This is a genomic window from Cyclobacterium qasimii M12-11B (assembly GCF_000427295.1).
In the GTDB taxonomy this organism is placed as follows: domain Bacteria; phylum Bacteroidota; class Bacteroidia; order Cytophagales; family Cyclobacteriaceae; genus Cyclobacterium; species Cyclobacterium qasimii.
In genome coordinates this window covers 11848-25396 of record NZ_ATNM01000197.1, presented here as the reverse complement: position 1 = coordinate 25396, position 13549 = coordinate 11848, and the positions used below count along the sequence as shown (strand labels likewise).

Sequence of the window (13549 nt, the reverse complement as noted above, 5' to 3'; positions counted from 1 at the left end):
TTTTCGTTTATGGTAAAAGATTATTTATGGCTTCACTTGGTCGTTCTTATCTGGGGATTTACTGCTATTCTCGGGTTATTGATAAGTCTTCCGGCGGTTGAGATCGTATTCTACCGTACCCTTCTTGCAAGTTTAGGACTTTTCTTGCTGCTAAAATTTAGAAGGCGGCCTTTAAAAGTAAATGGAAATGCCTTGCTCAAGTTTCTACTTACTGGAGGATTGATTGGCGCACATTGGATTTTGTTTTTTTGGGCAGCACAGGTCTCTACTGCGTCCGTTTGTCTGGCGGGAATGGCCACTTGTTCGCTCTGGACTGCTCTCATTGAGCCGATGGTCAACAGGCAACCTGTCAAATTGTATGAAGTAATGCTTGGCTTGGTTGTAATTATTGGTTTGATAGTGATATTTAAGTTTGAGTCTGGCTACAGTCTTGGTATTTTTCTAGCAGTCACTTCTGCTTTATTGTGTGCTTGCTTTACTGTGATAAATGGAAGGCTGACCAAAAGTCACAGCCCTTTTATTATTACTTTTTATGAAATGGTTGGTGCCTTTTTACTGACGGCAGGCTTTATTCCCTTCTACGCTTATTGGTTTACTACAGAAGGTTTTTCATGGGTACCACAGGGGATGGATTGGTTTTGGTTACTTGTACTTTCGCAGGTTTGTACCGTCATAGCTTTCACCTTGTCTGTGAAACTCATGAAAAGGATATCCGCTTTTGCTGTTAACCTGACGGTAAATATGGAGCCAGTGTATGGGATTCTGCTTGCCTTTATCATCTTTGGCGAAAAAGAAAAAATGACACCTGAATTTTATTTGGGGACCCTGATCATTTTGGCTTCCGTCTGTATTTACCCTATAATTCGTTTTGTTCAAAAAAGAAGAGTGGCCAGAACAATTAGAAAAATACATTAATCCCGAAGTTACAAGGTCTATTTTAATGTGATTATATCAAGTAATGAAATGGCTATTATTTACTTGTGGGTTAAGTCAGTTTTTCAGAAAAAAGAAAATAATGTTCCGGAAATTTAATTTCTTCCGGCGGATCCTTGAACAGTCCAAATACCGCAGAGCCTGAGCCAGACATGGCAGCGTACCAAGCACCAGCATTGTATAATTTCGTTTTTATGGCAGCAATTTCCGGGTAATTAGAGAAAATCCCTTTTTCGAAATCGTTAACAAGTTCGGACTTCCAGGAAGATGGAGCTGTAAGGATTGCTTTCAGGTCCAGGTCCCTTTCTGTGGGTTTGATTCCTGCATAGGCCTCTTTGGTGCCAACATGAATGCCTGGATGAATTAAGTAAATCCAATTTCCCGCTAGGTCGACAGAAATTGGTTCAAGCTTTTCGCCTCTTCCTGTTGCCATTTGGGCTTTATTTTGCACGAAAAATGGGCAGTCACTCCCTAATTTGGAGGCATAATCTTCAAGTTGTTTTTGGCTTAAGCCTAAAGAAAATAGTTCATTCAAAAGTTTTAAAGCAAAAGCTGCGTCGGCTGATCCCCCGCCTAATCCGGCACCTATTGGAATGTTTTTATGGAGGTGGGCTGCCACTGCCGTAAGTTTCGGGAAATCCGCTAAAAGCAATTGGAAGGCCTTCACGATCAGGTTGTGATCTAACGTGCCAGGTATTGGTATTCCGCTATGGGTAAAAGAAAAGGAATGGGAGGGAATGATTTCCAGAGCTTCCCTTAAAGGTATGGGGTACATGCAAGTATCGATGTCGTGGTATCCATCTGTTCTCTTTCTGAGGACGTGTAGTCCAAGATTGATTTTTGCATTGGGAAAAACGATCATATTTGTACATCTTTAGGCCCTAAAAGTAAAACAAAGGCGTGGATTTTCTAAGAAGCTTTTTAAATCATTTAAATGGATAAATGCTCACTTAAGTTTAAAGTTGGTGAGGATGTCTTGAAAGACAGTTTTTTTACCAAAAATTAACAAAAGTTTGCATCAGAATAAAATTTTGAATTTTTTCGTCATAATGAAATTTTTTAAAATAAAATTGCCTTATATCTGTAATAATAAACTTTAATTTTTAATTAAATTCATTTACATTATTTTCTTATTTTTTATAAATTAAAAAAGAATTAAAATATTGTAAGTATGGATTAGAGGTTTTAATATTGCATTATAATAGTACAAAATAAAGTCAAGAAAGATACTCCAAAAGAGATATGTTAATAGTTGTCAGCCTAGTCGTTCTAATTGTCATTATCATTTAGTAAGTGATGAAGCGCTGATCTATTGCCAATAGAAAAAATCAATCAAAGTGCTTCATTCGAGTGAAGCACTTTTTTTTATAAGCCAGTTGTTAAAAATAATAGAGTTATAATGAGCAATTCGAAAAAAAATAGTTGGGAGGTAAGTGACAATCAAGAGAATCCGGCTTCAATGGCCATGTTGTACGCAACAGGTCTGACGGATGAAGAGATGAAGCAGCCTTTTGTTGGGGTGGCTAGTTGTGGCTATGAGAGTAACCCTTGTAACATGCACCTTAATGACTTTGCAAGAGCCATTAAGGCTTCTACAATAGCGTCAAAGCTGACTGGATTGGTCTTCAATACAATAGGTATCAGTGATGGAATTTCAATGGGTACGTCAGGCATGCGTTATAGCTTGCCTTCCAGAGAGATCATAGCTGATTCCATAGAATCATTCATTTTAGGTCATTCATTTGACGGTATAGTGGCAGTAGCTGGCTGTGACAAAAACATGCCTGGCGCTGTAATGGGCATGTTACGTGTGAATAGGCCTTCTATATTGGTCTATGGTGGTACCATCAGGTCTGGTAAATACAAAGGAGAGAAACTAAATATTGTTTCTGCCTTCGAAGCATACGGAAAACGTATCAATAACGAAATTTCTGACGAAGACTATACAGGAGTAATTAAAAATGCTTGCCCAGGAGCTGGAGCATGTGGAGGTATGTATACCGCCAACACCATGTCTTCTGCTATAGAAGCAATGGGGTTGTCATTGCCTTATAGTGCATCTAATCCTGCCAATTCACAAGAAAAAGCTGCTGAATGCGGAGCCGTGGGTGAATTTATTGCCAATTTATTGGCCATGGATTTGAAACCAAGAGATATCGTAACCAAGAAAAGTTTAGAAAATGCAGTAAGGGTGGTAGTAGCGTTAGCTGGTAGCACCAATGCAGTGCTTCACCTATTGGCGATTGCCAGGACTGCTGACATTGACTTTGGACTTGAAGATTTCAAAAAAATAAATGCCACTACCCCTGTTTTGGGTGATTTTAAACCAAGTGGTAAATACATGATGGAGGACCTGCACGAGCAGGGAGGCTTGCCAGCATTTATGAGGTATCTATTGGACAATGGCTTATTGCATGGAGACTGTCTGACAGTGACCGGCAAAACTATAGCTGAAAACCTTGCCGATATTGCACCAATAAAAGCAGAAAAAGGCAGTGTAATCAATCCAATAGACGCACCAGTAAAAGCAACAGGTCACCTGTGCATTTTGACAGGAAACCTTGCTCCAGAAGGTTCAGTGGCAAAAATATCCGGAAAAGAAGGTGTTTCCTTTACTGGCCCTGCTAAAGTGTATAACTCAGAGCAGGAAGCCAATGATGCCATGAAAAACATGGAAGTTAAAAAAGGTGATGTAGTCGTCATCAGGTATGTGGGTCCTAAAGGCGGACCAGGTATGCCTGAAATGCTTAAGCCTACCTCTATTATTATTGGAGCAGGTTTGGGAGCAGATGTTGCGCTCATTACAGATGGTAGATTTTCAGGAGGCACGCATGGCTTCGTAGTAGGACATGTTACGCCGGAAGCATATACAGGTGGTCCAATAGGACTTTTACAAAACGGTGATAAGGTTACCATTAACGGTGAGACGCTCGAAATAAGTTGTGATGTTTCTGATGAAACTTTCGCAGAGAGAAAGAAAACCTGGGTAAATAAAGACTTAAGCCATTTAAACGGAACGTTAAAAAATATTCTCAGTTAGTTTCTACCGCATCTGAAGGATGTGTGACAGATAAAGATTAACGATTATGAATGATTCGAAAATAAGAGGGGCAGAAATTGTAATCAAATCCCTGGTAGCAGAAAACGCCAAATTTATTTTTGGCTACCCAGGTGGGGCTATCATGCCGGTGTATGATGCACTCTATGATTATATGGATCAAATCCAGCATATCCTGACCCGACACGAACAGGGAGCAATTCATGCTGCCCAGGGATATGCAAGAGTTTCCGGAAAAGTGGGGGTTTGTATAGCCACCTCTGGGCCTGGAGCCACCAATTTAATTACTGGCATGGCGGATGCCTTGATTGATAGCACCCCTTTGGTCTGTATCACAGGTCAGGTGTTGTCACAGCTGCTGGGTACTGATGCTTTTCAGGAAACTGATGTAGTTGGTATCTCTATGCCCGCCACCAAATGGAACATACAGGTGAGAAGAGTTGAGGATATCGCACCAGCGATTGCCAAAGGCTTCCATATCGCCAGATCGGGACGACCAGGACCGGTTTTAATAGACATAACAAAGGATGCTCAGGTAGCCTTAGGGGATTTCAATTACGTTCCTTGCTTAAACATTCGTTCTTACCGTCCTTATCCTAAGGTGCCGGACAGTGTGATCGATGAAGCAGCAGCACTTATCAATAAAGCCAAAAGACCTTATTTATTATACGGTCAGGGAGTAGTATTGGGAAAGGCAGAAAGCCAATTGAAAGCATTTTTGGATAAAACGGGAATTCCTGCTGCCTGTACCTTATTAGGAACAGGTGCTTTATCAGAGGATCATCCAAATTACGTAGGGAAATTGGGGATGCATGGAAACTATGCGCCCAACTTGCTTACCAATAAATGTGATGTTTTAATAAGCATAGGGATGCGCTTTGATGACCGGGTAACGGGAGATGTTAAGCGTTATGCCAAGCAAGCCAAGGTGATTCATCTTGAATTGGACCCTGCCGAAATCGACAAGATTGTAAAGGCGGATGTACCAGTTTTGGGTGACTGTAAGGTCAGCTTAGAAAAGCTTATTGAAAAAGTAGAGAAAAAAGAACACCCAGAATGGATCAAGCAATTCAGGGTACTTGAAGCAGAAGAAAAAAGAGTGGTAGTAGGCAATGACATTTCCCCAACCAAAATAGGGTTGACCATGGGAGAGGTTATTCGTCATATCAATGAGTTTAAAGCCGATGACGCTATATTAGTAACTGATGTTGGGCAACACCAAATGGTGGCCTGGAGGTATTTTAATTACAAAACCACCAGGACTCAAGTAACATCAGGTGGATTAGGAACCATGGGATTTGCCCTTCCGGCAGCCTTGGGTGCACAACTCCACGATTACAACCGAGAGGTAATATGTGTGGTAGGTGACGGAGGAATCCAAATGACCATCCAGGAACTCGGGACGATTATGCAAACCAAAGCTCCTGTAAAGGTGGTATTGCTCAATAACAATTTCTTGGGTATGGTAAGGCAATGGCAGCAATTGTTTTTTGACAAGCGCTATTCCTTTACGGAGTTGGACAATCCTGATTTTATTAAAATCGCTGAAGGATATAATTTCAAGGTTCAAAAAGTAGATGAAAGAACTGATTTACGTCAGGCTGTGGCTGAGATGTTTGTACATGATGGACCCTATTTTCTTGAGGTAAAAGTAGAAAAAGAGGACAATGTTTTCCCCATGATTGCTACTGGCAGTTCTGTTGAAGAAATTAGACTTAAATAACTCAGATGAAAAGAAGATATACAATTTCTGTATTCACAGAAAATTTCATAGGCATACTCAGTAGGATTACATTGATCTTTACTCGAAGAGGGATTAATATCGATGGTTTTACTGCCTCAGAAAGTAGAGAAGAGGGTATTTACCGGATCACTATAGAGGTGAATACAACTGAAGCACAAGTGATTCAGTTGTCTAGACAAATTGAAAAAATCATTGATGTTATCAAAGCATTTTATTACGTCGATGACGAAATGGTTTTTCAGGAAATTGCCTTGTATAAAATTCCAATTGAAAGCATAGATGCAGGTTTGGAAGTGGTAATTCGCCAGTACAATGCGAAGATAATTTCAGCGGAAAAAGGTTTTGTGGTCATTGAAATGACAGGTCATAAGAAAGACACCCAAGATTTGCTGGAAGTACTAAAAGACTTTAATGTTCTGGAGTTTGTTAGGTCGGGCAGGGTAGCTGTGGCCAAGCCAATGGTGAGCATTGATAAATATTTATAATACCAATTTAAAATCAATTTTAATTTATAGTTATGAAACTGAAGTTCGGTACAGTTGAAGAAAACGTAGTAACAAGAGAAGAATTTCCTCTTGAAAAAGCCAAGGAAGTCTTAAAGGAAGAAGTAATTGCCGTATTAGGATACGGAGTACAAGGTCCAGGACAGGCTTTAAACCTTAAAGACAATGGTTTTAATGTCATTGTTGGACAACGTAAAGGTTCTAAAACATGGGACAAAGCTATTGCTGACGGATGGGTGCCCGGTGAAACACTTTTTGAGTTGGAAGAAGCCTGCGAAAAAGGAACGATTCTTCAATTCTTGTTGTCTGATGCCGGACAAATTGCCTTATGGCCAACAGTTAAAAAACATTTGACTCCAGGAAAAGCACTTTACTTTTCTCATGGTTTTGGTGTTACTTACAAAGACCAAACAGGTATCATTCCACCAGCAGATGTTGATGTAATTTTGGTAGCACCAAAAGGTTCAGGAACTTCATTGAGGAGAATGTTTGTTGAGGGAAGAGGTTTAAACTCATCCTATGCAATTTTCCAGGATGCAACAGGAAAAGCGAAAGACAGAGTAGTAGCTTTGGGAATTGGTGTAGGTTCAGGTTACCTGTTCGAAACAAATTTCTACAAAGAAGTTACTTCTGATCTTACAGGAGAAAGAGGAACACTTATGGGTGCTATTCAAGGTATATTTGCTGCTCAATACGAAGTATTAAGAGCAAATGGTCATACTCCTTCTGAAGCATTCAATGAGACTGTTGAAGAATTGACTCAAAGTTTGATGCCTTTAGTAGCAGAAAATGGAATGGACTGGATGTATGCCAACTGTTCTACTACAGCTCAAAGAGGAGCATTAGATTGGTGGAAGCCTTTCAGAGATGCTACCAAACCTGTATTTGAAGAATTATACAACAGTGTAAAAACAGGTAAAGAAGCTACCAAATCTATCGAGTCCAACAGTAAAGCGGATTACAGAGTGAAATTGGAAGCAGAATTGAAAGAATTGAGAGATTCTGAAATGTGGCAGGCAGGTGCAACTGTCCGTAAATTAAGACCAGAAAACAATTAAAAAATAGCAATGTCAGAAAAGCTTTGGATATTTGATACCACTCTTAGGGATGGTGAACAGGTGCCGGGTTGTCAACTCGATACCAGGGAAAAAATTGTAGTAGCCAAGGCTTTGGAAGCATTGGGAGTTGATATCCTTGAGGCTGGATTTCCCATATCCAGCCCTGGGGATTTCAATTCTGTTGTGGAAATATCAAAGGCAGTAGAGGAACCTATTATCTGTGCACTTTCAAGAGCAGTCGAGAAAGACATAGAGGTAGCTGCTGAGGCGTTAAAATTTGCCAAAAAGAGTAGGATACACACTGGTATAGGTGTGTCAGGTTACCATATTGAGCATAAATTTAGAAGCACTCCTGATGCCGTGTTGGAGAAAGCCATAAGGGCTGTAAAATTTGCAAGAAATCTTGTCGGTGAAGTCGAATTTTATGCTGAAGATGCAGGAAGGGCGGAACCTGAATTTCTTGCCAGAATAGTTGAGGCAGTCATTAAGGCCGGAGCTACGGTTATCAATATCCCTGATACTACAGGTTATTGCCTTCCCGAACAATATGGCAATATCATTCGCTTCTTAAGAGAAAATGTATCGAATATAGACAGCGCCATTCTGTCTACCCACTGTCACAATGATCTTGGATTGGCTACCGCCAATAGTCTTGCCGGCGTCATGAATGGAGCAAGGCAAGTGGAAGTAACAATGAATGGCATTGGAGAACGTGCCGGAAATACCTCCTTGGAGGAAGTGGTAATGGCCATAAAAAGCCATAAAGAGATTCCTGTTTATACTGGAATCAATACCCCGAAAATCTACGAGACGAGTAGAATTATTTCCAAATTAATGAACATGCCTATACAGCCAAATAAGGCTATTGTAGGTAGAAATGCATTTGCCCATTCTTCTGGAATTCATCAGGACGGTGTCTTGAAAAACAGGGAGAATTACGAAATTATTGACCCTAAAGATGTTGGGGTTGAAGAATCATCCATAGTGCTTACTGCTAGAAGTGGAAGAGCAGCCTTGAAGCATCACCTCAAGTTATTGGGGTTTGAATTCGAAAAGGAAAAGCTGGATGAAATTTATGAGGCCTTTTTGACTCTTGCAGATTCGAAAAGAGACATAGGGAGAAAAGACCTTTTATCCCTATTGGGTGAACACCTGGAAAATTCTTTCTTTATAGAAATGAAAGATGTTTACTATGAAGGAAGTGAAGGTAAAGGTGGTCACGCCAAAGTTGTTCTTACCATAGGAGAAGAACAAAAAGAAAGTGAAGCCGATGGAAATGGCCCAGTAGATGCTGTAATAAAATCAATTAAAAAGCTTATCCCTCAGACGGTGATCTTGGATGAATTTCTGATTCAAGCCATTACCAAAGGAAGCGATGATGTATGCAAAGTACACATGAGATTGATGCATAATGAACGGCCATATCACGGTTTCGGATCAGAAACAGACATAGTATTGGCTTCGGCCAAAGCATTCATAGATGCTTTAAATAAATTACCTGTCAATTAAATTGACGAAAAGCTAAATATAATGGAGAAGAAATCATTATTTGATAAGATTTGGGATGCACATGTGATCCAGTCTATCCCAGATGGTCCGGATGTGTTTTTCATAGATAAGCATTTTATCCACGAAGTAACAAGCCCGGTGGCATTCCTAAACCTTGAAAAAAGAGGCAATAAGGTAATGTTTCCAGAAAGGACTGTAGCTACTCCTGATCATAATGTACCCACTATCGATCAGGATAAAACAATCAAGGACCAACTTTCCCGAATGCAAGTAGAAAGGTTAAGGGAAAATTGTAAAAGACATGGAGTAGAACTTCATGATCTTGGAACAGATCATCATGGTATCGTCCATGTAATCGGACCCGAGCTTGGTATCACCCAGCCAGGAATGACGATTGTATGTGGAGATAGCCACACTTCTACGCATGGGGCCTTCGGTACCATCGCATTTGGTATTGGTACCTCAGAAGTAGAAATGGTATTTGCTACGCAATGTATAATGCAAGCAAAAGCCAAGAAGATGCGTATTACCGTAGATGGTGAACTAGGTAAAGGCATCACCTCTAAAGATATTATTTTATACATCATTGCACAGATTTCTGCAAGTGGTGGAACTGGATATTTCATTGAATATGCAGGAAGTGCCATCACGGCATTAAGCATGGAAGCCAGGATGACCATCTGTAACATGAGTATAGAGATGGGCGCCAGAGGTGGATTGATAGCTCCTGACGAAACTACTTTTGAATACTTGAAAGGCAAGCAATATGCGCCTAAAGGTGAAGAGTGGGACAAAGCAGTTGCGCATTGGAAAACGCTTAAAACAGATGAAGGTACTGTATTCGATTTGGAATACCATTACAATGCAGAGGACATCGAACCAATGATCACCTACGGTACCAACCCAGGAATGGGCGTAAAGGTGAAAGGCAATATCCCAACTACAGACGGGATGAATGACAGTGAGAATAAATCTTACATAAAATCCTTGGACTATATGGGCTTTAAGCCTGGTGAGTCTTTACAAGGCAAAAAAATTGACTATGTATTCGTAGGGAGTTGCACCAATGGACGAATAGAAGATTTAAGGTCAGTGGCTCAATTTGTAAAAGGCAAAAAGAAAGCTGATAACATCACTGCATGGATAGTACCAGGCTCTAGAGAAGTAGAGAAAATGGCTATCAAAGAAGGAATTGTACAAACACTTGAGGAAGCTGGGTTTAAGTTAAGACAACCAGGATGCTCCGCTTGTTTGGCGATGAATGATGATAAAATACCGTCAGGAAAATATGCGGTTTCAACTTCCAACAGAAACTTTGAAGGACGTCAAGGACCTGGTAGTAGAACATTACTCGCCTCACCACTTACAGTAGCGGCAGTTGCCATTACTGGTGTGATTACAGACCCTAGGGATTTTATAGAAGAATTAGTACAAGAAAAATAATACCATGGCATACGATAAATTTGAAGTTTTGACCAGTAGGGTAGTCCCTCTTTCATCTGAAAACGTAGATACTGACCAAATTATTCCGGCCAGGTTTTTGAAAGCTACGGAGAGAGAAGGTTTTGGTGACAACCTCTTTAGAGACTGGCGTTATGATAATGAGGGAAAGCCTAAGGCTGACTTTGTATTAAACGACCCTACTTATTCGGGCAAAATCCTTTTGGCAGGAAAGAATTTCGGTTCGGGCTCTAGCCGTGAACACGCAGTTTGGGCCATTTATGACTATGGATTCCGATGTGTTGTTTCTAGTTTCTTCGCTGATATATTTAAAAACAATTGTTTGAATATTGGTGTTCTACCAGTTACGGTGTCTCCTAAATTTGCAGACGAATTGTTTTCAGCAGTTGAGGCCAATCCTGAAGTTGAAGTTGAAGTAGATATTAAGAAGCAAACCATCACGCTTTTGTCTACTGGAAGCGCTGAATCTTTTGATATTAATTCTTACAAAAAGGATAACATGCTTAATGGGTTTGACGATATTGATTATCTGCTCAACCTAAAAGAAGAAATAGTACAATTCGAAGCCAATAAATAAATACTACTCTGGGATTCGAAGTTGAAAATGTGTCAGGATAACGGTAAGCGAATGAGTAGAGAAAAGACAATAGAAATCATGGACACCACCCTTAGGGATGGAGAGCAAACCTCAGGGGTGTCATTTCTTCCTTCAGAAAAGCTTCAAATAGCGAAGCTTTTGTTGGAGGAGTTAAAAGTGGACCGGATTGAAGTAGCTTCAGCCAGGGTTTCAGAGGGAGAATTGGAAGGTGTCAAACGGATTACTAATTGGGCTGAGGAAAAAGGCTATCTGGATAGCATTGAAGTTTTGGGGTTTGTAGATACTCCCAAATCTGTGGACTGGATGGTAGAGGCAGGAGCCAAAGTGATGAATTTACTCACCAAGGGCTCTCTTAATCACTTGACCCACCAGCTTAAAAAAACACCGGAAGTTCATTTTGCTGAAATAGAAAAATGCATAGCTTATGCAAATCAGCATGACATCGAAGTAAACGTTTACCTTGAAGATTGGAGTAATGGCATGCGTAATTCCAGAGATTATGCCATGTCAATGATTCAATTCCTCTCTCAACTACCAGTTAAAAGAATAATGCTTCCTGATACTTTAGGGCTTTTATGTCCAGATGAAGTTAAGGAATTTATGGAGTTGATCTGTACAGAATTTCCTGATGTACATTTTGATTTCCATGCGCACAATGATTATGACCTTTCGGTTGCCAATGTTCTTCACGCTGTCAATACCGGTGCAAAAGGCATACATACTACTGTCAACGGTCTTGGTGAGCGTGCAGGAAATGCACCTTTGGAATCAATAGTAGCAGTAATTAAAGATTTCACCTCTTTTCATCTCAATGTAAATGAAAATAAAATCTACAGAATCAGTAAACTGATAGAGCAATTTTCTGGATTGAGAATTCCTGCAAATAAACCTGTTGTTGGGGAAAATGTATTTACCCAAACTGCAGGAGTTCATGCAGATGGTGACAATAAAAAGAACCTTTATTTTAGTGATTTGCTGCCTGAACGTTTCGGGAGAACACGAAAATATGCACTAGGCAAAACATCAGGAAAAGCCAATATTTCAAAAAATCTGGAAGAGTTGGGCATTTCACTTGAGCCTGATGAGTTGACCAAAGTAACACAGAAGATCATTGAGCTGGGGGATAAGAAGGAAAGGGTTACCACAGAGGATCTTCCCTATATCATCTCAGATGTGCTGCAAAATAACTCCATTCAAAAAGACATCGTCATCGACGGGTACCATATGGTGCATTCCAAAGGTTTAAAGCCTTCTGTTCAGTTGCGAATGAAAATATTCAGCAACTATTATGAGCAGAATGCTTCAGGCGATGGGCAGTATGATTCTTTCATGAAAGCACTGAAAAAAATATACAAGGGCTTAGACATGGAGCTTCCCAAATTAACAGATTTTCAGATAAGCATACCTCCTGGAGGAAAAACAGATGCTTTTGTGGAATGTGTGATTACCTGGGATTTGAGTGGGAGAATATTTAAGACCAAAGGTTTGGATAGTGACCAGACTATAGCGGCCATGAAGGCCACTGAAAAAATGCTGAATATCATAGAACAAATCAAAAATAGTAACAAAACTGAAAAAAAGAATCCTTATGGAAATGAATATAGCCCTATTACCTGGTGATGGTATTGGACCTGAAGTAATCGCTCAGGCAGTAAAGGTAGTGAATGCTGTCGCTAAGAAATTTGGACATACAATTACTTTTAAAGAAGCCATTACTGGAGCTGCAGCCATAGATGCAGTAGGTAATCCTTATCCTGATGCTACTCATGAAGTTTGCCTTGCTTCTGATGCTGTTCTATTTGGCGCCATTGGTGACCCTAGATTTGACAATGATCCAAGCGCAAAGGTTAGGCCTGAGCAAGGTTTATTGGAGATGAGAAAAAAATTGGGACTCTTCTCAAACGTTCGTCCTACATTTACTTTTCCTTCCCTTTTGCACAAATCACCTTTGAAAAAGGAAAGAATTGAAGGTACTGATTTGGTCTTTCTAAGAGAACTTACTGGAGGTATTTATTTCGGAGAGCCAAGAGGTAGAAACGAACAAGGAACCAAAGCTTTTGACACCTGTGTATATTCTGTAGAGGAAATTGAAAGATTGGCTAGAATGGGCTTTGAGTTTGCCATGAAAAGGAGGAAACTTTTAACCTGTGTTGATAAAGCCAATGTATTGGCTACTTCTAGACTATGGAGGGAAACTGTTCAGCGTTTAGCACCTGAGTATCCTGAAGTAACAGTTGAATATGAATTTGTTGATGCTGTAGCGATGCGTTTGGTTCAATGGCCTAAGGCATATGATGTCTTGATTACAGAGAATCTGTTTGGAGATATTCTAACGGACGAAGCGTCTGTGATAAGTGGATCTATGGGTTTGATGCCTTCGGCTTCCCTAGGGCTTAAAACAAAGCTTTTTGAGCCTATCCATGGTTCTTATCCTCAGGCTGCTGGTAAAGACATCGCCAATCCATTGGCAGCTGTTTTGTCTGCATCCATGATGTTTGAATATGCTTTTGATTTGATGGATGAAGCCAATATCATTTCTGAAGTGGTCAATTTGTCTTTGGAAAAAGGAATTGTAACTGAAGACCTTTCTGAAGGTGAAAAAGCTTACAAAACTTCAGAAGTTGGAGATTGGTTAGCTGAGCAAATTGCCAAAATGTAATAGATACAAACAAAAAAAGCCCCTAA

The 13549-nt window shown here is 40.1% G+C and carries 10 protein-coding genes and 1 pseudogene; 10 read left to right on the top strand and 1 reads right to left on the bottom strand.

Translation table 11 applies throughout. The features are described 5' to 3' along the window. Nucleotides 1–9 precede the first annotated feature (9 nt). A complete protein-coding gene (locus ADICYQ_RS24120) occupies nt 10–915 on the top strand; it encodes a DMT family transporter (protein WP_020888339.1) in 906 nt (301 codons plus the stop codon). Between the two features lie 70 nt (nt 916–985). On the opposite strand, the gene ispE is transcribed toward ADICYQ_RS24120, so the two are convergent. Continuing rightward, nucleotides 986–1795, bottom strand: coding sequence for a 4-(cytidine 5'-diphospho)-2-C-methyl-D-erythritol kinase (gene ispE, locus ADICYQ_RS24115; RefSeq protein ID WP_020888338.1), 810 nt, complete (start codon nt 1793–1795; stop codon nt 986–988). A gap of 537 nt (nt 1796–2332) precedes the next feature. On the opposite strand from ispE, the pseudogene ilvD reads away from it, so the two are divergent. The 9 genes and pseudogenes from ilvD to leuB all read left to right on the top strand — a co-directional run bounded on the left by ilvD (nt 2333) and on the right by leuB (nt 13523). Continuing rightward, a pseudogene (ilvD, locus tag ADICYQ_RS24110) lies at nt 2333–4014 on the top strand (dihydroxy-acid dehydratase). Nucleotides 4015–4019: 5 nt separating this feature from the next. Next, nucleotides 4020–5714 carry a biosynthetic-type acetolactate synthase large subunit gene (gene ilvB, locus ADICYQ_RS24105; protein ID WP_020888336.1) on the top strand — a complete coding sequence of 565 codons (1695 nt, stop codon included), beginning with the start codon at nt 4020–4022 and terminating at the stop codon, nt 5712–5714. Between the two features lie 5 nt (nt 5715–5719). Further along, nucleotides 5720–6220: an acetolactate synthase small subunit gene (gene ilvN / locus ADICYQ_RS24100; protein WP_020888335.1), complete on the top strand. Its 501-nt coding sequence runs from the start codon at nt 5720–5722 to the stop codon at nt 6218–6220. Nucleotides 6221–6252: 32 nt separating this feature from the next. Beyond that, nucleotides 6253–7296, top strand: coding sequence for a ketol-acid reductoisomerase (gene ilvC, locus ADICYQ_RS24095; RefSeq protein ID WP_020888334.1), 1044 nt, complete (start codon nt 6253–6255; stop codon nt 7294–7296). Between the two features lie 9 nt (nt 7297–7305). Then, nucleotides 7306–8805 (top strand): 2-isopropylmalate synthase, encoded by a 1500-nt coding sequence (locus tag ADICYQ_RS24090; protein WP_020888333.1) that lies wholly within the window; start codon nt 7306–7308, stop codon nt 8803–8805. A gap of 21 nt (nt 8806–8826) precedes the next feature. Beyond that, nucleotides 8827–10248 carry a 3-isopropylmalate dehydratase large subunit gene (gene leuC, locus ADICYQ_RS24085; protein ID WP_020888332.1) on the top strand — a complete coding sequence of 474 codons (1422 nt, stop codon included), beginning with the start codon at nt 8827–8829 and terminating at the stop codon, nt 10246–10248. Between the two features lie 4 nt (nt 10249–10252). Next, complete coding sequence (gene leuD, locus ADICYQ_RS24080) at nt 10253–10843, top strand: 3-isopropylmalate dehydratase small subunit (protein ID WP_020888331.1); 591 nt, start codon at nt 10253–10255, stop codon at nt 10841–10843. Between the two features lie 51 nt (nt 10844–10894). Then, on the top strand, nt 10895–12484 hold the full coding sequence (locus tag ADICYQ_RS24075) for a hydroxymethylglutaryl-CoA lyase-like TIM-barrel protein (RefSeq protein WP_040418069.1): 1590 nt from the start codon (nt 10895–10897) through the stop codon (nt 12482–12484). Then, on the top strand, nt 12453–13523 hold the full coding sequence (gene leuB, locus ADICYQ_RS24070; protein ID WP_040418066.1) for a 3-isopropylmalate dehydrogenase: 1071 nt from the start codon (nt 12453–12455) through the stop codon (nt 13521–13523). The genes ADICYQ_RS24075 and leuB overlap by 32 nt, the downstream gene beginning before the upstream one ends. The last annotated feature ends 26 nt before the right edge of the window (nt 13524–13549 follow it).